Origin of the sequence: Methylocystis sp. JAN1 (assembly GCF_052186135.1) — a bacterium.
GTDB lineage: Bacteria > Pseudomonadota > Alphaproteobacteria > Rhizobiales > Beijerinckiaceae > Methylocystis.
Genome location: NZ_CP181499.1, coordinates 2091852 through 2113454 on the forward strand (window position 1 = coordinate 2091852; position 21603 = coordinate 2113454).

Below are 21603 nucleotides of genomic sequence, written 5' to 3' on the forward strand. Positions count from 1 at the left end.
CGGATGACCCTGAAACCCTCGCCCGAAAACATCCTTTCTCTCGGCATGTCCTTCTGGAACGCCAAGACGCTGCTTTCCGCCGTCGAGCTCGGACTGTTCGATGCGCTTGCGGAGGCGCCGGCGGATCTCGCGACGCTGACGAACAGGCTGGGCCTCCACCAGCGTTCCGCGCGCGACTTCTTCGACGCGCTGGTCGCGCTGAAGCTGCTTGAGCGGGAGGACGGGATTTACCGCAACACGCCGGAGACGGATTTCTTCCTCGTGCGCGTCAGGCCCAGCTATGTCGGCGGCATGCTGGAAATGGCCAATGCGCGGCTTTACGAAAGCTGGGGCCACCTAACCGAAGCGCTGAAGACAGGCAAGCGGCAGAGCGAAAACAAGGAGGAGGGCGATCTCTTCGCGGCGCTCTACGCCGATCCCGAAAGATTGCGGGGCTTTCTTGCGGCGATGAGCGGCGTCAGCGCCGGGGCCGCCAACGCCATCGCGGCCAGGTTCCCCTGGAGCGATTATCAAAGCTTCGTCGATGTCGGCGCTGCGCAGGGCATGGTCCCTGTCACGATCGCGCGCGCCCATCCGCATTTGACGGGCGGCGGGTTCGACCTCCCGCAAGTGCGGCCGGTCTTCGACGAATTCATCGAAGTCAACGGCCTGTCCGATCGCCTGCGTTTCTACCCCGGCGACTTTTTTGAAGACGCGCTGCCGCGGACGGACGTCATCGTCATGGGACACATCCTGCACGACTGGGATCTCGAGCAGAAGCGGCTATTGTTGAAGAAGGCCTACGACGCCTTGCCGCCCGGCGGGGCGCTGATCGTTTACGAGGCGCTGATCGACGATGCTCGCCGGGAGAATGCATTCGGGCTGTTGATGAGCCTCAACATGCTCATCGAGACAGCCGGCGGCTTCGACTATACGGGCGCGGATTGCCAGAGCTGGATGAAAGACGCGGGCTTCTCGCATATGCGCGTCGAGCATCTCGTCGGGCCGGATTCCATGGTGATCGGGATCAAGTAAAAAGGCCAGGGACGTTTTCCCTGGCCCATCGAGAAAGCGCCGATCAGCCGAAAGCAGGATGACCTGCGCCCTTCGCGTGAAGGGCCTGCCGCGCATGGGCGCGCTTCGCGGGGCGCTGGCGCGCCTTCCACCCTTGCCGCAAGTCATGCAGGCGTTCGGCGCCATGGGAGACGAGCCAAAGGAGGATGGGACCCGCAAGTTGCAGCTCCGGATGGCTCCACACGGCGTAGAAAAGATACCACGCGCCCGCAATGACAAGGAGCTGGAAGAGGCGGTGCTGGATCGTGTGAAGCGTCGTCATGCGGGTTCTCCTTGCTCCAAGGAGATACCGGCTCGAGTTCAAGAATGTCCTTTGCCGATCCTTCGGATTTTATCCTTCGCGCCTTTTCGCCGTCGATCTCCGCCTCGCGCAGGGGCCGCTATCGCTCGAAAGAGACCGGCTCGATCGATGCGGCGCCGAAGCCGAGAAAGGGAAACGTCCAATCGCGAAAACTTGACCCGTCCGTGGTCGTGCGTCGTTGGGAATAGGCGCGAAAGTCATCCTTAATCGGCGACGTTAGGCGGGCGAGAGCGACGACGGCGTCTTCCGTGTAAAGGCCGATCTGCCCGGAGGCGTAGATTGGCGGCAAGGTGTCGGTCACGCTGACGAGTTCGTGGCCGTTGGCGCTTGCGGCGATGTGGTTGCCCCGCTGCGACACCGTGAAGGTCGTCCACGCGCCGACCGGGAAAGCTCGGCTCCCCGTCGCCATGAAGCGCTGGCCGCCTTCATAGGCGGGATCGCGCTTGCCAAGCTCCCAGCCGTCCGGCTTCAGCGCCAGGTAGTAGAAATGTTCATTGTCCTGGTAATTCCAGACGATCCAGGCGCTCTCCCAGGAATTGGGTTTGCCGCCCTGGCGCAACTGGCGCAGCGTCGCCACGCAGCCGGAGAAAACAATCTTCGATGAATAGATCTGAGAGAACAGCGCGAGCGCCGCGTGCGTCTCGGACGGCTGGGTCGGCGCCATCGCCGAAAGGACCAGCATTTTTTCGCGGCCTAGCAGGAAAAGCTTGAAAAGGACGATGGCGACGAGCGCCGACAGGGCGGCCCAGACGCGTTTTTCCGCCAGCAGGGCGCGCAATCTGGATCGCGTGATATTTCTAATCAAACTTGTTTCCTCGAATGCCCAGGCGCGGGCCGCGAAAAGCGGCGCCGTTTTCCGCGTGAAACGCGACGTGACCTACGCGACGGCGCCGGGCTTGATCAGAAGGAAACGCCAAGCGTGGTGTTCAGGCCGCTTTGGCGATGGCTTTCGCCGAAGGGGAACAGGTAACCCATCTGCAGCGTGATGATGCCGTCATATGCGCGGTAGTAATCGCCGCCGACCCAGAGCCGCGCGACCACCGCGGGTCCTACGCCGAAGGCGAACTGGCGCAGGTCGGCGCTGTCGTAGCCCGCAGCCGCCATGCCGGCCGGGCCGACGACCAGCCGATTGTCGGCGTTCCAATAGGTGTAGCCGAGCAAGCCAACCGCGTTCTGCAGATAGCGGTGTTCGCCGCTTCTAAATGTGCCGTAGGTCGCGAAGCTCGTCAGCGGCCGCCAGCCCGTTTCGAGCGGATAGGCGATGTCCGCCGGCTGCAGCGCGCCGGCCGCTCCGGCGCTTGGCGCGCTCGAATAGGCGAAACCGCCATAGCCGTATCCCCAGGACAGCGCGAACTGATTATAGGGCGAGTTGCCGACGAAATAATGCTGCCACTCGCCGCTGACGCTGAAATTGATTCCGTCGAAGGGCCGAGCGCGCATGCCCAGGCGGGAATAACCTTCCGCGAAACGGGTCTGGTCTTCCGACCAGAAGCCGCCGACGAAAGTTTCGAGTCCGAAGAGATAAGGCAGATAGCGGCCGTCGAACCGCATCACGGTTTCGAAGCTCGGCTGCAACTGATGCCCGCCCCAGCGGTAGGGACGATCGACATAGCTGCCAAAAACGATATTCGTGCGGACGCTCGCATCCGCCTCAACAATCTGGTTGCGGATCACGTCTCGATCGCGCGCGGGGCGCGCGCTGAGGGACGGATCGCTTGACCAGCGGTCGATCGCCTCGCGGAAGAATTGCGACTCCTTCGAGCGGTCGACATAAACGCTTGCATAACCCGCATTCAGCAGCGCCTCGCCGCGACGTTCGACGGCGAGGCTGTTCTCGTAAGCGTAAAGGGCCTGCGGATAGTCGCGGCGCCTTGAGTAAAATCCTCCAAGCGCCAGCCAGCCGTCGGCGTCGTCGGGGTGCGACTGCGTGAAACGCGCGAGCTCCTCCTGCGCTTCCGCCGCATCTCCCCTGGCCTCATAGACCGCGGCCTTGGCGACCGCGAGGCCGCGCCGCACTGAGACGCGCTGGGAGGGTGGCAGGCCGCCCTTGTTGAGCGCAACCTGGAAATCGGCCGCCGCGCCCGCCTGATCTCCGTCTCCCTCACGCAAATAGCCGCGTTGCGCATAAGCCTGACCGCTCGCGTCGCCGCGCGCGATCAGCGCGTTCGACGCCTTCATGGCTTCACCCCGACGGCCAAGACCCGCGAGCGCCTCGATCGTGACGCGACGCATGGCTTCGTTGGCCCGGGGAAAGGCCTCCGCCGCCCGGCCGTATCGCAACGCGGCGGCCCAATCATGGGCGGCCGACGCCTTGAACGCCTTTTCGGCCACAAGCGTATAGCGCGCTTCCTCGAGCGCCTTGGCGACCGTCGCCCTTTGAGCGGCGGGAAGGCCGGATTTGAGCGCCTGGCCGAAATCCGAGATGGCGCCTTCCAGGTTCTTCGTCCCGCGACGAAGAAAGCCCCTTTGGGCGAGAATGGCGGCGCTGTGGGGCGCTCTCGCCAGATAGCGGTCCGCCTCCGAGAGCGCCTCGGCCTTCCGGTTCTGGCGAGCGTAAACGCTCATGAGGATCAGCGTCGGCTCCTCGGCTTTGGGGTCGAGATCGCGCGCCTCCCGCGCCGCCTGCGCCGCCGCGCCGAGGCGGCCGGCATGAAGGGCGTCATAGGCCCGGTTGAGGGCCTGCTCGGCGGGCGTCGCGGTCGGGCCGGTTATGCGTCCTCCGCCCGGCTTTTCGGCTTGCTCCGCCTCGGCGAGCGCGAGCCGCGCCTGTTTTTCCTGGGTGGGTTCGAGACCGGGCCGGGCGAGGGCCGCCTGAAAATCCGCGACGGCGCCTTTCAGATCGCCGGCCGCGCGGCGGCTGTAGCCGCGCTGCGCGAACAGAACCACGCTCGGCGCATTGCTCTTGGGGCGGGCGTTATCCTCTGCGGTGGCGTCGACCGCGACCTGAGCGGCGGGCGGGGCGCGTTCTTTGATGTAGGCGTCGGCCTCCGCGACTGCGGCGCGCGGCTGTCCAGACCGGTTGAGCGCCGTCATGAGGGCAAGCAGGGGACCCTCGGCCGTGGGATCCTTGGCGCGGGCCTCGCGGGCCAGTTTGATCGCGCGGGCCAAATCGCCCGCCTCGATCGCCTTGTAGGCCTGTTCGACCTCGGCGGAGGTCGCGACTTCACGCGCGCTTTTCGATTCCGCCAGCGCTTCCTTCAAACGCGCCGCCTCATCGGGCTCGACATCGGGCGAGGCGAGCGCCGCTTCGAAATCCGCCTCCGCGCCTTTGAGATCGTTCATCGCGCGGCGCAGATAGGCGCGCTGGGCGAGGATGCGCCCGCTCGCCTTGTTTTGCGAGAGATACAGCCCAGCCTCGGCCAGCGCCGCCTGACGCCGGCCTTCCTGGGCATAACCTTCGATCAGCACGCTCACCGGCGCTTCGGCGCCGGGATTTATGCGTCGGGCGATCTGCGCCTGCTTGATGGCCTCAGTCAAATGTCGGGCGGAAAGCTCCTTGTAGGCGGCGTCCATGGCGAGGTCGTAGAGCGCCGAATCTGCGGCGGCCGCCTGATCCTTGTTGAGCGCGCCGCTCGCCCGCGCCTGGGTCAGATCCGCCTCCGCGCCCGCCGCGTCGGCCAGGCGCTTGCGCAAATAGCCGCGCTGGGCGAGCAGGGCGGGAGAGGGTTTATGGGAGGTCGTGTAGGCGTTGATCGCGTCGAGCGCCTCGGCCGGTCTGTTCGCGCGGCTGAGGGCGTCCGCGATGACGCGGATCGGCATCTCGTAGTCGGGCGCCAGATCGCGCGCGCGACGGGCGAATTTGAGCGCGCTTTCATTATCGCCCTTGGCGAGCCGCGCGAAAGCAAACGCAAGGTCCTGATAGCCCGGCGTTCCCGGCTGCGGCGTTTCCTTGACGCCAGCGGCCTCGGCCGCGCGCGCCGGGTCTGAAGGCGGCAACGAAAGCGCCGTCGATGCGAAAGCCGCCGCGAAACACCCACTCCAGAACTTCGGTAACATACTGACGCTCCACGGCGCTCCGTAAAGATACAACTCACGCAGCCGGTTATTCGACGTCCTGTTTCATCCTGGGTCTAGAGCGTGACATCTGATCGTTTCAGGTGATAATAGAATTATAAGAAAAAGACAATTTTCGTGGGAAGAACAGCATGAAACATCTGATCTTGCTCATCATTTTTTTCTTCATCGCGTCCGTCGCCGCCTTCATAAGCGGCATGTTTTTTGGTACGTGGGGCGCGACAATTGTGCTTGTCATCGGCTTGATTGTTGCATTCATTCAGATATCCGTCGCGATCGGACGCTAGAATAAACAGGTAAACCACAAATGTATGAATCTGGAGGGTTTACGGAGTGAACATGCTAAACCTTGGCAGTAACGAAATCATGGGAGCCAGTAAAATTATCCGTGGCGATTCAATCGTTTGCTGCCTTTGTATTGTTGGCACGCGCCCGGAGGCAATAAAATTGGCGCCCGTTATTGCTAAGCTTAAGACTAGTGGTTGGGCTTTTCCTTATGTCGTTACGACGGGCCAACATGCGGATATCGTTGAAGGCCCGTTAAAATTGTTTGGAGTCGTCCCCGACCGAAAGCTGACGATCGAGCGCAAGAGCGGCTCGCTCAATGAGCTGATGAGCAAGGCGATCATGGCGATCGACCATCTGATCGACGAGATTCAGCCGGGCTGCGTCATCGCCCAGGGAGATACGACCTCCGTCGCGGCGGCTTCTCTCGCCGCATTTCATCGGCGCGTGCCGTTCGTCCATGTGGAAGCGGGTCTGCGGACGGGAAAAATGGACGATCCGTTCCCGGAAGAGCTTAATCGTCGCCTTTCGGGACTGACCGCGTCCCTCCATTGCGCGCCCACCGTCTCCGCTTTTGAGCATCTCCTGCAAGAGGGCGTCAGCCGGAATGACTGTCTGATCACAGGCAATACAGTGATCGACGCGCTGCTACAGGTTGCGGCGCGGGACCTCGCGCCGCCGGAGGGCTTTCCCGACGTTCCGCGCGTCATTCTTTCGACCGCCCACAGGCGCGAGAGCTTTGGGCAGCCCTTGGAAAGCGCGCTGAAAGGGTTGCGCGCCGCGGTCGACGCGCATGAGGACGTCGGTCTTTACTTTCTTACGCACCCCAACCCACAGGCGCATGAACCTGCCCGCAGGATCCTGGGCGGCCACCCGCGCATCGTCGTGAAAGACGCCATCGGATACGCCGACATGGTGTCGGCGCTGAAGAGGTGCTGGCTCGTCGTCACGGACAGCGGCGGGCTTCAGGAGGAAGCGCCGGCGCTCGGAAGGCCGGTTCTCGTCCTGAGGGAGGTCACGGAGCGTCCGGAGGCCGTTCATGCCGGCGCCGTGCGGGTGATCGGGACGGACACGGCCACGGTCTTCGGTTCGATCGCCGAGCTGCATGACGACGCCGATCGTTACGCCCGCATGTCGACGCCGGTCTTTCCCTATGGAGACGGCCATGCGGCGGCGCGGATCGTTTCCGCACTGGCCGAGAGGCTGGCGCCGGCGGAAGAAGCCGCCGCCTGATCCAGGTTGCAGGCGCCGCCGCGGCAGGCGTGCGGGGGCCAGTCAATTCAAGCGGCGCCGCGCCCGATCAGCGCGGCGCTCGCCTTGACGGAGAACGATTATGTTCGACATGACCGACGCTATCGTCGCCTATGTTAACGCCATCGCGGGCATGTTCTTCGTCATCGGCGTGATCATCATCGTCTACAGCCTCGACGATGTGTTCGTGGACGGCGCCTACTGGGTGTCGAAGGCGCTCGGGACGGAAAAAACCGAACATCCCGATCTCTCGGAAGAAGCGCTCCTGGCGCGCCCGCAACGCCATCTCGCGGTGATGGTGCCCGCCTGGCATGAAGAGGACGTCATCTACCATATGTTGAAGACGAATGTCGGGAATTCTCCGACGACGGTCTTCTTCGTCGGCGCCTACCCGAACGATTTGGCAACCCAGAAGGAAGTGCTGAAGGCGGCTGCGGAGCATCCAGAGAACATCCGCCTCGTGCTTGGGGCCAATCCCGGGCCGACGACGAAAGCCGACTGTCTCAATGCGATCATCAACGGCGTCGATCAGTACGAGCAGGAGACCGGCGTTGCGTTCGCCGGCTATGTGCTGCACGACAGCGAAGACGTCATCCACCCGCTGGAGTCGCCGCTCTTCAACGCGCTGGTCAACGAGCTCGATTTCATCCAGTTGCCGGTTTACTCGTTCAGCCGTTCGCTCCTGCAGGCGACGGCCGGCACCTATATGGACGAATTCGCCGAGTTCCATAACAAGGATCTAGTCGTCCGCGAGCAGCTCACCGGCATCGTGCCCTGCGCGGGCGTCGCCGCGTGCTTCAGCCGGCGCGCGATGGACGCCCTGAAGCAGATCCGCCGCGGGGAGGTCTTCGATCCGACCGCGCTGACCGAGGATTACGACATCGCCTTCGTCATCAAGCAGCTCGGCTTCAAGCCCGCCTTCGTGCACAATCCCGCGTCCTATACGCTCGATATCCCGGAAGGGGACAACGAGCTGCAGCGCGTCGAACAGACGCTCGCGATTGCGACGAGAGAAAACTTTCCGAGCGACTACCGCGCGGCCTATCGGCAGCGCTCGCGCTGGATTTTGGGAATCGGCTTTCAGGGCGCATCCAAGCTTGGTTGGGGCGACACCATCACCGAGAAAATATTCTTCCTGCGCGACCGCAAGGGCATCTTTTCGGGCATCATCGCCGTCATCGCCTATTTCCTGACGTTCAACGCGGTCTTGATCGCGGTGCTGTCCAGATACAGCGAAGAATGGCGCATCGCCGCCTATAGTCTGCTCGACCCCGATCTCAGATTCGTGTTCGTCGTCAACGTCGCCTTGCTGGCCAACCGCCTGTTTCAGCGGATGATCTTCGCCACCCAGATCTACGGGCTCGCCCAAGGGCTGATGGCGGGACCGCGTGTGGTGTTCTCGAACTTCATCAACTTCTCCGCCGCCCTGCGCGCGCTCTATATCTTCCTGTGGCGGCACAAGGTGCACAAGGAGCCTCTCGGCTGGGACAAGACCGCTCATACCATCCCGGTCTCCGTTGCGAACGAGGCGCAGCCTGTCTCCTGATCGGATTACGGCGGCGGCGCGCCGCACGCCTTATCTTCCGGAGGCGATCGTGATTGGCGCGGTCACGACGAGCGACGGGAAATAAACCTGCGCGTCCTCGGTGTAGAACCCGATCAAGCCGCCGGTATAGGGCCTCTCTTGATCGGTGAAGGTCGTCAGCAGGCGGCCGTCGACATAGACCGAAATGGTGGTGGCCCCCGCGCCCGAGACCAATTGCGCCACTCTCACCACGTAACGCTTTCCCGCCGGATATTGGGGCGCGCCGCCGGAGGCGAGAAACCGCTGTGCGCCCGGATAGGCGGGGTCCCCTTTGCCCAATTCCCATCCGTTCGGCTTCGGAATGAAATAGTAGAAGTGCGTGTTGTCGACGTAGTCCCAGAGGATCCAACCAACTTCCCAGGGGTTCGGCGCGGTTCCCTGCCGCAACTGCTTCTGCGTCTTCATCGCTGCTTCCAGCGTGAAGCTGCCTTTTGTATCGATCGGCTGGGACAAGATCGGCCCGGCGATCAGCGCCGCATGGGTCTCGCCGGACGTAAGGGAAGCGGCGGGTTGCACCATCGCCGCATTGCCGTCCCATAGCCTGATGATTCCGTTGCAGCCATAGCCGTCGAAGACGGACAGCCAATTCGGCGTCGCCATTTTCCCGTCGGGAATGCAGGTCGGCGGATTCGTCGCGGAGACATTGCTGAAGGTCTCGGAGAAAACGATCCTGTCAGAGGTCACGTTCGCCGTGGCGGTCGTCGTGGTGGAGGCCGACCCGTTCGTGCAGGTGACCGAATAGGTCGTCGTCTGCTGCGGGTATGTCACGACAAGGCCGGTCAGCCCATTGACGACGAAATTCGGATCGTACGGGTTGCTCGAACCTTCGCAGGAAGTGGAATTGTTAGATACGAAAGTGACGGTCGTGGGTTGTCCCGGATTGATCATCGTCGGCTTGGTCGACAGCCCCACGACCGGCGCCGCGACCGCAATCTGCGCGCTTGCCGACGCGGCGCCCTTTCTTCCCTTGCAACTGATCGCGTAGGTTGTCGTGGTCTTGGGCGACAGGACCATTGAGCCGGAGGTTCCGCTCACGGAAAAAGCCGGGTCGCCGGGGCTGCTCGACCCGGTGCATGACGTCGCGTTGACCGACGAGAATGACAGCGTGGATTGCCCGCCCGGCGCGATCGCCGTAGGCGACGCGCTCATCGTTATCGCTGGCGCGCTTTGCGCCAGGGCCGATCCAGAAAACGAAGCCACGACGGTAAAGACCACGCAGAGGCGCGCAGAGGCAGTCCGGATCATAATATACCCTCGCTCACGAAGAGAGTTAAGCATTCGTATTCATGTAGGACGCCTGGGAAAATTCTGTCTTTATTGAGTATCGACAGAATATCGCGTTCTCAAAGCCAGGAAATACACTCGTGAATCAAAGATTAAGCTAAAGGCACACTTCAAATTTTATCGATTGAAACCAGCCGACGCGTCGCCGCGACGGGGGAGGGGGCGCGGCCGGTCGCGAAACTTATGCTTTTCGATCAGCGGTATGGCCCCGCCAGAAGCGCGGCTGTGCGCCTGGCGTTTTTTACGCGCCGTTAGCGATGAGCGCGGCGCGCGCCGCGAACCGAGCGGAGGAAGGGCGCAGTCGGCCGAAGGGTCTTTGGTCTTTCGGACTCGACGGGGGTTCGGCGGCCGCCGAAAGAGAACGGAGAGACGACGGATTTCAGTTGGACGCGGCCCAGTTTTGAATTATTCTAATCAGGCGTCGCCGGAGCCTTTCGCTCGGGTTCCGCGCACCGTCAATTATCCTTGGAGGCAATAATGGCTACGCTCAAGGGCAGCAAGACCGAAGAGAACCTGAAGGCCGCTTTCGCCGGCGAATCGCAGGCGAATCGCCGCTATCTCTATTTCGCTCAGAAGGCCGACGTTGAAGGCTATAACGACGTCGCCGCCGTGTTCCGCTCCACCGCGGAAGGCGAGACCGGTCACGCCCACGGCCACCTCGAGTTCCTCGAAACCGTCGGCGATCCGGCCACCGGCCTGCCGATCGGCAAGACCGCCGACAACCTCAAGGCGGCCGTCGCGGGCGAGACCCATGAATATACCGACATGTATCCCGGCATGGCGCGCTCGGCCCGCGAAGAGGGCTTCGAGGAGATCGCCGACTGGTTCGAGACGCTCGCCAAGGCCGAGCGTTCGCATGCCGGCCGCTTCCAGAAGGCTCTGGACGAGTTGAAGTAAGCTTGCATTATCCCTCTCCCCGCGAGGCGGGGAGAGGGTCAGGATGAGGAGCAGGCCCGATCCGCTCTTCTCCCCTTGCCCCTCACCCCGGCCCTCTCCCCGCATGCGGGGAGAGGGGGCCAGGCACAGCAGGACAAAAATGAGAGAAGGCAGTCTTGAGGCGCCCACCCGGCATCCGCTGGATTGGGAGAATCCCGATTTCTATGACGAGGCGAAGCTCGACGCCGAGATGCGTCGCGTTTTCGACATTTGTCACGGCTGTCGCCGCTGCTTCAATCTCTGTGATTCTTTCCCGCGACTCTTCGATCTCGTCGACGAGTCGAAGACGGGCGAACTGGACTCGGTGGACAGCGAGGACTTCAAGCCGGTCGTGGACGCCTGCACGCTCTGCGACATGTGTTTCCTGACGAAGTGCCCCTACGTCCCGCCGCATGAGTTCAATCTGGACTTCCCGCATCTGATCCTGCGTTATCGCGCGGTCCAGGCGAAGAAGAACGGCGTATCCGCCGTCGATCGCGCGCTGACAGAGACCGACCGCAACGGCAAATGGGCGACGCTGATCTCCGGCGCAGTCAATTGGGCGACGCGGCGCGGCAGCCCGGTCCGCGGCCTCGAAGAGAAATTCGCGGGCGTCGACAGGAACGCCGAGCTGCCCGAATATGCCGGCCAGACGCTCGATGCGAAAGCCAGGGCTAATCCGCCGGCGCGCAACGAGGCCGGCCCGGCCAGAGCCCGCAAGGTCGTACTCTACGCGACCTGCTACGGCGACTACAACGACACCTCGATCGGGATGGCGGCGCTGGCCGTGCTCGCCGCGAATGGCGTCGAGGCGAAGGTCTTGAACCCGCATTGCTGCGGCATGCCGAAGCTGGAGCAAGGGCTGATCGGCGAAGTCGCCGACGCCGCGCGCAAGGTCGCGGCCGCCTTCGCGCCCTATATCGACGAGGGCTACGACATTGTCGCGCCCGTGCCGTCCTGCGCGCTCATGCTGAAATTCGAATGGCCGCTGATCCTGCCCAATGACGAGAGCGTGAAGAAGCTCGCGGCGGCGACTTTCGACCTTTCCGAGTATGTCGTCGACATCGCCAAGAAAGAGGGCCTCGCGGACGGCATGAAGCCTGTCGAGGGCGGCGTCGCCTTCCATATGTCCTGCCATTCGCGCGCGCAGAATTTCGGCCAGAAGGGCGCGGAGCTTCTGAAGCTCATCCCGGAGGCCGACGTCGCGGTGGTCGAGCGCTGCTCGGGCCATGGCGGCGCCTGGGGCTACAAGAAGGGCAATTTCGAAACGGCGATGAAGGTCGGCAAGCCGGCGATGCGCCAGCTCAATACGGCCGGCAAGAAGCATCTCGTCTCGGAATGCCCGCTCGCCGGCATCCACCTGGAGCAGGGAATTGAGGCATTGGGCGGCGAGGCGCCGAAGCCGGAGCGCGTCGGCCACCCGATCGTGCTGATGGCGCGGGCTTACGGCGTCGCGGGCGAATAGGCTCTTCCCTCTCCCCGCTTGCGGGGAGAGGGGCGTTTTAGGGGGAGGGCTCGCGCAACGCGGGCGTGATCCGATCCTTCCCCTTTACGGGGAGGGTGGCCCCGCGCAAGCGGGGTCGGGTGGGGTAAACCCATCGCTACCATTGCGGCGTAAGCCCCACCCGGCGGCCTTTTGGCCGCCGACCTCCCCGTAAAGGGGAGGTATTTGGGGCTAACGACGCGAGATAGCCATTCACCGGATTGCCCTCGGGAGGAGGGTGGGTTCGAGGGAGTAGTCATGTCCGTCAAAACCGAGATCACCCGAGCAGACATTCTCCCCTGGGCGGAATACGCCAGGGACCGCGCGGAGCATCGCAAGCGGATCACCGCGATCAAGCGCAACCGCCGCGTCGAGGTTGGTCCCTTCGTGACCTTCTATTTCGAGAATTTCGACACGATGTGGCTGCAGGTGCAGGAAATGCTGCATATCGAGCGAGGCGGCGACGCGCAGGTTTCGGAAGAACTTGCAGCCTATAATCCGCTCATTCCGAAGGGAGCCGAACTCGTTGCGACCTTCATGATCGAGATCGACGATCCGCTGCGCCGCGCCCGCGTGCTGGCGGGGCTCGGCGGCATCGAGGAGACGGCCTTCATTGAGATCGGCGGCGAGCGCATCGTCGGCAAGGCCGAGACCGACCAGGACCGCACCACGGCCGAAGGCAAGGCGAGCAGCGTGCAATTCGTGCACTTCCCGTTCACCCAGGCGCAAATTGACGCCTTCCGCCAGCCGAATGCGCGCGCGATACTGGGTTTCTCGCATCCGAATTACAGCCATATGGCCGTGATGTCGGAGGCGACGCGCGAGGCGCTGGCGAGGGATTTCGCCTAAACGGCTAGCGCTTGCTCCGGGGCTCGCATCGCCAGCCCGCGCAGACCTGCGCCGTCTTGTGGGGCTCCAGCATGCAGGACCTTCTCGACGTGCAAACGGCGGCGTTCGACGGTCCGCAATCCGGCACGAAGGCGTGCCTCAGGCATGCCCGCCCGCTCGCGAGGTGCCATGCCGACGCGGGGGCCGGAATAAAGGCGAGGGCGAATAAAAGGGCGGCGGCCGCCATGGCGCTCTTGATCATGTCAATCTCCTGTCCATGAAACATAGCGTCGCCGCTTTCGATAGGGAGCCGCCGCCCGTCGGGCGCGGGATTGCGAAGGGGCGCGGTTGCCTTTAAGCCGGACGCACAGAATTTCGCTGGAAACGAGCTTATCTTGACCGCCCCTGCCAACGACCCCGTCTCGCGGCGACGTACTTTCGCGATCATCTCGCACCCTGACGCCGGTAAAACCACGCTCACCGAGAAACTGCTGCTTTTCGGCGGCGCGATCCAGCTCGCGGGCGCGGTGAAGGCCAAGCGCAACGCCCAGCAGACGCGCTCGGACTGGATGAGCATCGAGCGCGAACGCGGCATTTCGGTCGTCACCTCGGTGATGACCTTCGAATATGCCGACTGCGTCTTCAACCTGCTCGACACGCCCGGTCACGAGGATTTCTCGGAAGACACCTATCGCACGCTCTCCGCGGTCGACGCGGCGGTGATGGTCATCGATGCGGCCAAAGGCATCGAGGCGCGCACGCGCAAGCTTTTCGAGGTCTGCCGCCTGCGCGACATTCCGATCGTCACCTTCATCAACAAGCTCGACCGCGAGGGCCGCGATCCTTTCGAGCTTCTCGACGAGATCGAAAAGACGCTGGCGCTCGACACGACGCCGATCACCTGGCCCATAGGCGGCGGCAGGAATTTCGCCGGCACCTATCGCTTCGCGGCGAAGACCGTGCGCCAGATCGACAAGGATGGCGACGAGTTGAAGACGGAAGGCATCTTCGATCCGCTCTTCGACAAGCTGCTGCCCAATGGCGCCGACCAATGGCGGGAGGAGGCGATGCTGGCGGAGGAGGGTTCGAAGCCCTTCGATCTCGCCGCGTTCCGCGAAGGCCATCTGACGCCTGTTTTCTTCGGCAGCGCGCTGCGCAATTTCGGCGTGCGCGACCTGATCGACGCCATGGCCGAATATGCGCCGAGCCCGCGCGCGCAGGAGGCGGACAAGCGCATCGTTGAAGCGAAGGAGCCGAAAATGACCGGCTTCGTCTTCAAGATCCAGGCGAATATGGACCCCAACCACCGCGACCGCATCGCCTTCATGCGCGTCTGCTCGGGCAAGCTCACGCGCGGCATGAAGGCGAAGCTCATCCGCACGGGCAAGAACATCCCGATCAACGCGCCGCAATTCTTCTTCGCGCGCGACCGCTCGATCGCCGACGAGGCTTTCGCGGGCGACGTCGTGGGTCTGCCGAACCACGGGCAGTTGCGCATCGGCGACACGCTCACCGAGGGCGAGGATTTGCGCTTTCGCGGCGTTCCGAGCTTCGCGCCGGAAATTCTGCGCCGCATTCTCATCTCCGACGCGATGAAGGCGAAGAAGCTGCGCGAGGCCTTGCAGCAATTGGCGGAGGAGGGGGTCGTGCAGGTCTTCACGCCGCATGACGGCTCGGGCTCCATCGTCGGCGTCGTGGGCGCGCTGCAGCTCGACGTGCTGGCGACGCGGCTCGACGCCGAATATGGCTTGCAAACCCGCTACGAGACTTCGCGCTTCACCATCTGCCGCTGGATCACGTCGGACGAGCCATTGAAGCTGAAGAGCTTCATCGACTCGAACGGCTCGAGCATCGCCGACGATCTCGACGGCGCGCCGGTCTTTATGAGTTCATCCGCGTTCCAGTTGAACTATGACGCGGAGAGGAACCCGGCGATAAGGTTCTCGGACGTCAAGGACTATCAAAAGAGCGCGGCTTAGCTCGGCCATGACGGGGTGGGCGACTTTCGAGATGTGTGCATGCGGCGGCCGACGCGCCCGCTTCAATCCGCCACTCTTTCCGTTCCGCCCGCGCCGTGATAAGGCGGACGCCTCAACAATGCGCGACATGGAGAGCCGGGTTCGCCGCTTGGAACGGGGAAGCCGCCTTTTTCGCTTATCTTTCGCGCACTTAGGCTAGAGGAAATTCCATGAGCCAGTCCGGTTTCTTCACCTCCTCCCTTGCGCAGTCCGATCCGGAACTCGCCAAGGCGATCGAACTCGAACTCGGCCGCCAGAAGCATGAGATCGAGCTGATTGCGTCGGAAAACATTGTTTCCAAGGCGGTGATGGAGGCCCAGGGCTCGGTTCTGACCAATAAGTACGCCGAGGGCTATCCGGGCAAGCGCTATTACGGCGGCTGCCAGTATGTCGACATCGCCGAGAATCTTGCGATCGACCGCGCCAAGAAGCTCTTCAACTGCGGCTTCGCCAATGTTCAGCCGAACTCCGGCTCGCAGGCCAACCAGTCGGTCTTCCTGGCGCTGTTGCAGCCGGGCGACGTGTTCATGGGTCTCGACCTCGCGGCCGGCGGCCACCTCACCCACGGTTCGCCGGTTAACCTCTCGGGCCGCTGGTTCAAGCCCATCAGCTACACCGTCCGCAAGGACGACCACCGCATCGACATGGAGCAGGTCGCCGCGCTCGCCCGCGAGCACAAGCCGAAGCTCATCATCGCCGGCGGCTCGGGCTATTCGCGCATCTGGGACTTCGAGGCCTTCCGCAAGATTGCTGACGAAGTCGGCGCCTATTTCATGGTCGACATGGCTCACTTCGCCGGCCTTGTCGCCGCGGGCCTGCATCCGTCGCCGTTCCCGCACGCCCATGTCGTCACCACGACGACCCACAAGACGCTGCGCGGCCCGCGCGGCGGCATGGTGCTGACGAATGACGAGGACATCGCCAAGAAGATCAATTCGGCGGTCTTCCCCGGCCTCCAGGGCGGTCCGCTGATGCACGTCATCGCCGGCAAGGCCGCGGCCTTCGGCGAGGCGCTGACCCCCGAGTTCAAGGCCTACCAGCAGCAGGTCAAGGACAACGCCCAGATTCTGGCGAAGACGCTCGTCGACGCCGGCCTCGCCATCGTCTCGGGCGGCACGGACAACCATCTGATGCTCGTCGACCTGCGTCCGAAGAAGATCACCGGCAAGGCGGCGGAGGCCGCGCTCGGCCGCGCCCACATCACCTGCAACAAGAACGGCATTCCGTTCGACCCGGAGAAGCCCTTCGTCACTTCCGGCATCCGTCTCGGTTCGCCGGCGGCCACCTCGCGCGGCTTCGGCGCGGCGGAATTCACCGAGGTCGGCAAGCTGATCGTCGAGGTTCTTGACGGCCTGTCGTCGAAGGGGGAAGAGGGCAATGCGGGCACGGAAGCGGCGGTGAAGGAAAAGGTTCACGCGCTGACCGCCAGGTTCCCGATCTATTCGTAGTCGGGGCGCCACGTTAACACCCTCCCCTTGAGGGGGAGGGTCGCGCCAAAGGCGCGGGGTGGGGTGATTCCCGAGTGTTGGGAATGATCCCCACGCCTGCGCCTTCTGCATTTCATACAGTCGGCTGGCCGTCGGGTCGTCACCCCACCCCGAACGGCTTCGCCGTTCGACCCTCCCTTCCAGGGGAGGGTGAGTGGGCGCCGAGGGTTATAGATGCGCTGTCCCTATTGCGGCTCCTTCGACACGCAGGTGAAGGATTCGCGCCCGGCCGAGGATTCCTCCTGTATCCGCCGGCGGCGCGTCTGCCCGACCTGCGGCGGGCGCTTCACGACCTTCGAGCGCGTGCAACTGCGCGAGATCATCGTCGTCAAGAAGTCCGGCAAGCGCGCGCCCTTCGACCGCGACAAGCTCACCCGCTCCGTCGAGATCGCCTTGCGCAAGCGCCCCGTCGAGCCCGAGCGTGTGGAGCGCATGATTTCCGGCATTGTCCGCCAGCTCGAGAGCATGGGCGAGGCGGAGATCGAAAGCCAGCGCATCGGCGAGCTCGTGATTGAAGGCTTGCGTTCGCTGGACGCCGTGGCTTATGTCCGTTTCGCCTCCGTTTATCGCGACTTCCGCGAAGCGCGCGACTTCAACGCCATCATCGACGAACTGGAAAGTGGCGGCGAATTCGCCGAAGACGCCGACGACTAGATGAGCCTCCACGAAACGATCCCCCTCGCCGCGACCGACGACGCCTATATGGCGGCGGCGCTGGCGCTCGGCCGTCGCAACATGGGCCGCACGGCGCCCAATCCGGCCGTCGGCGCGCTCGTCGCGAAGGACGGCGTGATCGTCGCGCGGGGTTACACCGCCGAGGGCGGACGCCCGCACGCCGAGGCGATCGCGCTTGAGGCCGCCGGAGAAGCGGCTCGGGGCGCGACGCTCTATGTCACGCTCGAGCCCTGTTCCCATCACGGCGCCACGCCGCCCTGCGTGGACGCCATTGTCGCGGCCGGCGTGACGCGGGTCGTCACCGCCATGGAGGACCCCGATCCGCGCGTCGCGGGCAGGGGCCACGAGATTCTGCGCCAGGCAGGGATCGATGTCGTCATCGGTCCCGAGGCCGCTGCGGCGCGCTGCGATCATCTCGGCCATATTTTGCGCGTCACCAAGCATCGGCCGATGGTGACGCTGAAACTTGCGCAGACCGCGGACGGCTACGCGGCGGGCGACGCGCACGATCCACGGCTGCGCATCACGGGCTCCATCGCCGACGCCTATACCCATGTGCAGCGCTCGCTCCATGACGCGATCATGGTCGGCTCCGGCACGGCGCGGGAAGACGATCCGCTGATGACCGTGCGGCTGCCGGGCCTCGACCGCGCCAAACGGCTGCGCGTGGTGCTTGATCGCAATCTGACGCTTTCGCCGCGCTCGCGCCTCGCTTTCACCGCTCGTGAGACGCCGCTGCTCGTGATCGCGGCGGAAAGCGTGAGCGAAGAAAGCGCGCGCGCTTTTTCCGACATCACGGGCGCCGAGGTCGCCCGTATTCCCACCCTTGACGGCCGTCTCGATCTGCTTGCGGCGCTGCGCCTGCTCGCCGACAAGGGGATGACGCGCGTCTTCAGCGAGGGCGGCCCGCGCGTGGCCGAAAGCCTGCTCGCCGCGGGGCTCGCCGACGAGGTCATCATTCACAAGGGCGTGAAGCCGCTCGGCCGTCCCGGCCGCCTCGCTTTGACGCCCGCCGCACGCGCCGCGCTGGATAATGTCTCGCGCTACCGCATGATCGAAAGCCGCATGCTCGGCCCGGATCGCATGACGCGCTACGCGCGGATGGATTAATGCGTCATCGCAGCGTCTGAGCCGTTGAACCACGGCGACGCCCCTCGCGCTTCGAGACGCTTGCTGCGCAAGCTCCTCAGCATGAGGGGCTCCTTCCGGCGCAGTGGGTGTCGAAAGGCCTCATCCTGGGGAGCAAGCGAAGCTTGCGTCTCGAAGGACGAGGCCGCCTTGGAGGTTGTCATGTTCACTGGTATCGTCACCGACATTGGCGAAATTCTTTCCGTCGAACCGCGCGGCGATCTGAAGCGCTTGCGCATCGCCTGCTCATATGGCGCCGACAGCATCGCGCTCGGGGCCTCCATCGCCAATTCCGGCGTCTGCCTTACTGTCGTCGCGGTTGCGCGAGAGGTCGCGCGGACCGTTTTCGACGTTGACGCCGCTGCGGAGACGCTGGCGAAAACCACCGTCGGTCGCTGGATTCCGGGAACGCGCGTCAATCTCGAACGCGCGCTGAGGATTGGCGACGAACTCGGCGGCCACATCGTCACCGGCCATGTCGACGGCGTTGCGCGCGTCGTGTCGCGCGACGACTTTGACGGCATGGCGCGCTTCTGGATCGAGGCGCCCCACGAACTCGCGCGCTTCATCGCGCGGAAAGGGTCGGTCGCGTTGGATGGCGTGTCTTTGACGGTGAACGAGGTCGAAGGCGACCGCTTCTCGATCCTGCTCATCCCGCATACGCTCGCCGTAACGACCCTTGGCGCGCGCGGGGCAGGGGACGCGGTGAATATCGAAGTGGATATGATGGCGCGTTATGCGGCGCGGTTGAGCGAGAAGTAAGCGCTTCGGCGGCTGACAATCCGCCGTCGCTGTGACATAAGTCGCGGCTCGAAATAAAAGATATCCGCGCAGGGTTGCCCCCACCCTAACCCTCGCCCGCCATTGGACGCCCGTCTTTCGACGGGCTATGGCGGCAGAGGGCGCTAGAGCGCGGCCTTCATCGAGAGCGCCGATCGCGAGCGTCCCCTCTCGCTTGCGGGAGAGGGACAGGGAGGGGCCTTCGGAGTTAGGCTATGGCAGGTTTTGCACCCGACGACATGGACGAGACGCCGGTTCCCGGCGCGCGCATCCTCGTCGTCGCGGCGAAGTTCAACGCCGACATCGTCGGCAGGCTGAAGGAAGGCGCGCTGGCGGCGATCGGGCGGCTTGGCGCCAGCGCGACCGTGATAGAGGTTCCCGGCGCGCTGGAGATCGCGACCGCGGCCGCGATCGCGCTCGACGCGGCGGAGAAAAAGGGCGCATCCTATGACGGGCTCGTCGCGCTCGGCTGCGTCATTCGCGGCGAGACCTATCATTTCGAGATCGTCGCCAATGAAAGCGCGCGCGCGCTGACAGACCTCTCGGTCTCGCGCCGCCTCCCCCTGGGCAACGGAATTCTGACCGTGGAAAACGATGAACAGGCGATCGCGCGCGCCGATCCCAAACAGGGCGACAAGGGCGCCGACGCGGCGCTGGCGGCGCTGTCGCTCATCCGCCTGAAGCGGAGCCAAGAGGGATTTTCTGTATGAGCCTCGATCAGCGCTCCGCCGCGCGCCTCGCCATCGTGCAGGCGCTGTACCAGATGGAAGTCGCAGGCAAGGGACTCAACGAGGTCTTCGCCGAATTCGAGTCGCACTGGATCGGCCGCGAGATAGAGGGCGTGCAATACAAGCCCGCCGAACTGACCTTCTTCCGCGACGTGCTGCAGGGCATCCTGACCGATCAGGTCGCGATCGACCGGCAGATCGACCGCGTGCTCTCCGGCGGCTGGCCGCTCGCCCGCGTCGAGGCGGTGATGCGCGCCGCCATGCGCGCCGGGGCCTATGAGCTGCGCTCGCGGAAGGACGTGCCCGCCCGCGCGGCGATCAAGGAGTATGTCGATGTCGCGGGCGCCTTTTTCGGGCCCACGGAGTCGGGCATGGTGAATGCGGTGCTCGACAAGATCGCGCGGGAGGAGCGGGTGGGGGAGATGGGGTAGCGTCATAATATCCCCGCTCATGAGCCGCTTGCTTGATGCGGGCGGCGGTCTCTCCCTCCCCTTGCGGGGAGGGCCGGACCTCGGGAGCCGAGGTAACGACGTAATTGCCGACCCGCACCCCTAACCCCTCCCCGCAAGGGGGAGGGAAGCGGCTTGCGGTCCGCGTGGGCGCTCTGGCGACGCGCCCTCTTGCCCAAAAAGTGGGGGCTCAGGAGGGAAGCGATGCCCAATCGCTACACCGAAGACGAACTCATCGCCCGCATCTTCGCGCCCATCGCCGGACCGGCGGCGCTGGGGCTGAAGGATGACGCGGCGCTGATCGAGGCGTCATCCGAGCCGACCGTCGCTACCGTCGATATGGTGGTCGCGGGCGTGCATTTCTTCCCCGACGACCCGCCCGGTCGGATCGCGAAGAAGGCGTTGCGGGTCAATCTCTCCGACCTCGCCGCCAAGGGCGCCGTTCCGGTCGGCTTTCTCCTCTCGCTCGCGTTGCCCGCCGACTGGACCAATGACTGGCTTGCCGCCTTCGCTGTCGGCCTTGCGGAGGACGCGGGCGCCTATGGCGCGCCGCTTATCGGCGGCGACACGACGGCGACGCCGGGGCCGCTGACCGTCTCCATTACGGCGCTGGGCCGCACGCCGCGCTTCGTCCCGCGCACGGGCGCGCGGCCGGGCGACGCGATTTACGTCTCGGGGACAATTGGCGACGCGGCGCTTGGCCTTGCCCTGCGTCGCGACCCGGCGCTGGCGGCGAAGCTTTCGCCGCGGGCGCGCGTGCATCTCCTCGACCGCTATCTGCTGCCGAGCCCGCGTCTGGATCTCGTTCCGATGCTGCGGACCAGGGCGACCGCCGCGATGGACGTCTCGGACGGTCTCGCGGGCGATCTCGCCAAGCTCTGCCGCGCCTCGGATGCAAGCGCCGTCGTCGAGGCGCCGCGGATCCCGCTCTCGGGTGCGGCGCGGGAGGCCGTCCGCCTGGAGCCCAAGCTCCTCGAGGCCGCGCTGACCGGCGGCGACGATTACGAAATTCTGTTTACGGCGGACCCCGGTTGGACGCCGCCCGACAGCGTCGCCCGCATCGGCGAAATCGTCGCCGGACTCGCGCCCGCGCTTCTCCTCGACGCCAAGGGCGAGCCGGCCGTGTTCGGCAAGCGTTCATACAGCCATTTCTGAACGAGCCAGAGTGAATTTGGAGGGGTAAGGAGGCAGGCGCCGAGGCGGGCGGCGGATTGCCGGGAAGCCCTGTTTCTGGCAGAAAGTCCGCGGAAAATTCTCGCGATCCCAGCCGATTCGAGCGGCTGGGGCGTGTTTCCTTTTTTCCGTTGCGCGACAGCCCTTTGTGGCGCGACCCGCTCGG

20 protein-coding genes are annotated in these 21603 nt (G+C 64.4%); 15 read left to right on the forward strand and 5 right to left on the reverse strand.

The window, feature by feature from the left end:
• Positions 1–3: 3 nt before the first annotated feature.
• Positions 4–1014 (forward strand): methyltransferase, encoded by a 1011-nt coding sequence (locus ACNHKD_RS09895; protein ID WP_442756878.1) that lies wholly within the window; start codon positions 4–6, stop codon positions 1012–1014.
• 43 nt (positions 1015–1057) lie between these two features.
• On the opposite strand, the gene ACNHKD_RS09900 is transcribed toward ACNHKD_RS09895, so the two are convergent.
• The 3 genes from ACNHKD_RS09900 to ACNHKD_RS09910 all read right to left on the reverse strand — a co-directional run bounded on the left by ACNHKD_RS09900 (position 1058) and on the right by ACNHKD_RS09910 (position 5350).
• A complete protein-coding gene (locus tag ACNHKD_RS09900) occupies positions 1058–1315 on the reverse strand; it encodes a hypothetical protein (RefSeq protein ID WP_442753318.1) in 258 nt (85 codons plus the stop codon).
• A gap of 118 nt (positions 1316–1433) precedes the next feature.
• Positions 1434–2159, reverse strand: a complete 726-nt coding sequence (locus ACNHKD_RS09905) for a hypothetical protein (RefSeq protein ID WP_442753319.1) — start codon at positions 2157–2159, stop codon at positions 1434–1436.
• Between the two features lie 95 nt (positions 2160–2254).
• A complete protein-coding gene (locus ACNHKD_RS09910) occupies positions 2255–5350 on the reverse strand; it encodes an NfrA family protein (RefSeq protein ID WP_442753320.1) in 3096 nt (1031 codons plus the stop codon).
• Positions 5351–5499: 149 nt separating this feature from the next.
• Here ACNHKD_RS09910 and ACNHKD_RS09915 point away from each other — a divergent pair, with 149 nt between their 5' ends.
• The 3 genes from ACNHKD_RS09915 (at position 5500) to ACNHKD_RS09925 (ending at position 8450) form a co-directional block, all read left to right on the forward strand.
• Positions 5500–5655, forward strand: a complete 156-nt coding sequence (locus ACNHKD_RS09915) for a hypothetical protein (RefSeq protein WP_442753321.1) — start codon at positions 5500–5502, stop codon at positions 5653–5655.
• A gap of 79 nt (positions 5656–5734) precedes the next feature.
• Positions 5735–6886, forward strand: coding sequence for a non-hydrolyzing UDP-N-acetylglucosamine 2-epimerase (gene wecB, locus ACNHKD_RS09920; RefSeq protein ID WP_442756879.1), 1152 nt, complete (start codon positions 5735–5737; stop codon positions 6884–6886).
• Positions 6887–6986: 100 nt separating this feature from the next.
• The gene (locus tag ACNHKD_RS09925) at positions 6987–8450 is read left to right on the forward strand and encodes a glycosyl transferase family protein (protein WP_442753322.1); all 1464 of its coding nucleotides are present in this window, start codon (positions 6987–6989) and stop codon (positions 8448–8450) included.
• A gap of 30 nt (positions 8451–8480) precedes the next feature.
• Here the strand turns inward: ACNHKD_RS09925 and ACNHKD_RS09930 are convergent, their stop codons facing one another.
• Positions 8481–9638 carry a hypothetical protein gene (locus tag ACNHKD_RS09930; RefSeq protein WP_442753323.1) on the reverse strand — a complete coding sequence of 386 codons (1158 nt, stop codon included), beginning with the start codon at positions 9636–9638 and terminating at the stop codon, positions 8481–8483.
• Positions 9639–10250: 612 nt separating this feature from the next.
• Here ACNHKD_RS09930 and ACNHKD_RS09935 point away from each other — a divergent pair.
• The 3 genes from ACNHKD_RS09935 to ACNHKD_RS09945 all read left to right on the forward strand — a co-directional run bounded on the left by ACNHKD_RS09935 (position 10251) and on the right by ACNHKD_RS09945 (position 13020).
• On the forward strand, positions 10251–10670 hold the full coding sequence (locus tag ACNHKD_RS09935; RefSeq protein ID WP_442753324.1) for a rubrerythrin family protein: 420 nt from the start codon (positions 10251–10253) through the stop codon (positions 10668–10670).
• Positions 10671–10809: 139 nt separating this feature from the next.
• Positions 10810–12153: a heterodisulfide reductase-related iron-sulfur binding cluster gene (locus tag ACNHKD_RS09940; RefSeq protein ID WP_442753325.1), complete on the forward strand. Its 1344-nt coding sequence runs from the start codon at positions 10810–10812 to the stop codon at positions 12151–12153.
• 276 nt (positions 12154–12429) lie between these two features.
• Positions 12430–13020 (forward strand): DUF3501 family protein, encoded by a 591-nt coding sequence (locus ACNHKD_RS09945; RefSeq protein WP_442753326.1) that lies wholly within the window; start codon positions 12430–12432, stop codon positions 13018–13020.
• 4 nt (positions 13021–13024) lie between these two features.
• On the opposite strand, the gene ACNHKD_RS09950 is transcribed toward ACNHKD_RS09945, so the two are convergent.
• Positions 13025–13261, reverse strand: coding sequence for a hypothetical protein (locus ACNHKD_RS09950; protein ID WP_442753327.1), 237 nt, complete (start codon positions 13259–13261; stop codon positions 13025–13027).
• 133 nt (positions 13262–13394) lie between these two features.
• On the opposite strand from ACNHKD_RS09950, the gene ACNHKD_RS09955 reads away from it, so the two are divergent.
• From ACNHKD_RS09955 to thiL, 8 genes are all read left to right on the forward strand, one after another.
• Positions 13395–14978, forward strand: coding sequence for a peptide chain release factor 3 (locus ACNHKD_RS09955; protein ID WP_442753328.1), 1584 nt, complete (start codon positions 13395–13397; stop codon positions 14976–14978).
• Between the two features lie 209 nt (positions 14979–15187).
• Positions 15188–16465: a serine hydroxymethyltransferase gene (glyA, locus tag ACNHKD_RS09960; protein ID WP_442753329.1), complete on the forward strand. Its 1278-nt coding sequence runs from the start codon at positions 15188–15190 to the stop codon at positions 16463–16465.
• Between the two features lie 213 nt (positions 16466–16678).
• Positions 16679–17158, forward strand: a complete 480-nt coding sequence (gene nrdR, locus ACNHKD_RS09965) for a transcriptional regulator NrdR (RefSeq protein ID WP_442753330.1) — start codon at positions 16679–16681, stop codon at positions 17156–17158.
• Entirely contained in the window at positions 17159–18289 is a 1131-nt protein-coding gene (ribD, locus tag ACNHKD_RS09970; RefSeq protein WP_442753331.1) for a bifunctional diaminohydroxyphosphoribosylaminopyrimidine deaminase/5-amino-6-(5-phosphoribosylamino)uracil reductase RibD, read from the forward strand.
• Between the two features lie 180 nt (positions 18290–18469).
• Positions 18470–19069, forward strand: a complete 600-nt coding sequence (locus ACNHKD_RS09975) for a riboflavin synthase (RefSeq protein ID WP_442753332.1) — start codon at positions 18470–18472, stop codon at positions 19067–19069.
• A 233-nt stretch (positions 19070–19302) separates the two neighbouring features.
• The gene (ribH, locus tag ACNHKD_RS09980) at positions 19303–19797 is read left to right on the forward strand and encodes a 6,7-dimethyl-8-ribityllumazine synthase (RefSeq protein WP_442753333.1); all 495 of its coding nucleotides are present in this window, start codon (positions 19303–19305) and stop codon (positions 19795–19797) included.
• A complete protein-coding gene (gene nusB / locus ACNHKD_RS09985) occupies positions 19794–20246 on the forward strand; it encodes a transcription antitermination factor NusB (RefSeq protein WP_442753334.1) in 453 nt (150 codons plus the stop codon). The genes ribH and nusB overlap by 4 nt, the downstream gene beginning before the upstream one ends.
• 222 nt (positions 20247–20468) lie before the next feature.
• A complete protein-coding gene (thiL, locus tag ACNHKD_RS09990; protein ID WP_442753335.1) occupies positions 20469–21419 on the forward strand; it encodes a thiamine-phosphate kinase in 951 nt (316 codons plus the stop codon).
• Positions 21420–21603 lie beyond the last annotated feature (184 nt).

What these genes read in the sequence shown, in the direction of transcription:
- ACNHKD_RS09895 (WP_442756878.1), top strand. Translation starts at nt 4, where the DNA reads ATGACCCTGAAACCCTCGCCCGAAAACATCCTTTCTCTCGGCATGTCC.
- ACNHKD_RS09900 (WP_442753318.1), bottom strand. Translation starts at nt 1,315, where the DNA reads ATGACGACGCTTCACACGATCCAGCACCGCCTCTTCCAGCTCCTTGTC.
- ACNHKD_RS09910 (WP_442753320.1), bottom strand. Translation starts at nt 5,350, where the DNA reads ATGTTACCGAAGTTCTGGAGTGGGTGTTTCGCGGCGGCTTTCGCATCG.
- ACNHKD_RS09915 (WP_442753321.1), top strand. Translation starts at nt 5,500, where the DNA reads ATGAAACATCTGATCTTGCTCATCATTTTTTTCTTCATCGCGTCCGTC.
- wecB (WP_442756879.1), top strand. Translation starts at nt 5,735, where the DNA reads ATGGGAGCCAGTAAAATTATCCGTGGCGATTCAATCGTTTGCTGCCTT.
- ACNHKD_RS09925 (WP_442753322.1), top strand. Translation starts at nt 6,987, where the DNA reads ATGTTCGACATGACCGACGCTATCGTCGCCTATGTTAACGCCATCGCG.
- ACNHKD_RS09930 (WP_442753323.1), bottom strand. Translation starts at nt 9,638, where the DNA reads ATGAGCGCGTCGCCTACGGCGATCGCGCCGGGCGGGCAATCCACGCTG.
- ACNHKD_RS09935 (WP_442753324.1), top strand. Translation starts at nt 10,251, where the DNA reads ATGGCTACGCTCAAGGGCAGCAAGACCGAAGAGAACCTGAAGGCCGCT.
- ACNHKD_RS09940 (WP_442753325.1), top strand. Translation starts at nt 10,810, where the DNA reads ATGAGAGAAGGCAGTCTTGAGGCGCCCACCCGGCATCCGCTGGATTGG.
- ACNHKD_RS09945 (WP_442753326.1), top strand. Translation starts at nt 12,430, where the DNA reads ATGTCCGTCAAAACCGAGATCACCCGAGCAGACATTCTCCCCTGGGCG.
- ACNHKD_RS09950 (WP_442753327.1), bottom strand. Translation starts at nt 13,261, where the DNA reads ATGATCAAGAGCGCCATGGCGGCCGCCGCCCTTTTATTCGCCCTCGCC.
- glyA (WP_442753329.1), top strand. Translation starts at nt 15,188, where the DNA reads ATGAGCCAGTCCGGTTTCTTCACCTCCTCCCTTGCGCAGTCCGATCCG.
- nrdR (WP_442753330.1), top strand. Translation starts at nt 16,679, where the DNA reads ATGCGCTGTCCCTATTGCGGCTCCTTCGACACGCAGGTGAAGGATTCG.
- ribD (WP_442753331.1), top strand. Translation starts at nt 17,159, where the DNA reads ATGAGCCTCCACGAAACGATCCCCCTCGCCGCGACCGACGACGCCTAT.
- ACNHKD_RS09975 (WP_442753332.1), top strand. Translation starts at nt 18,470, where the DNA reads ATGTTCACTGGTATCGTCACCGACATTGGCGAAATTCTTTCCGTCGAA.
- ribH (WP_442753333.1), top strand. Translation starts at nt 19,303, where the DNA reads ATGGCAGGTTTTGCACCCGACGACATGGACGAGACGCCGGTTCCCGGC.
- nusB (WP_442753334.1), top strand. Translation starts at nt 19,794, where the DNA reads ATGAGCCTCGATCAGCGCTCCGCCGCGCGCCTCGCCATCGTGCAGGCG.
- thiL (WP_442753335.1), top strand. Translation starts at nt 20,469, where the DNA reads ATGCCCAATCGCTACACCGAAGACGAACTCATCGCCCGCATCTTCGCG.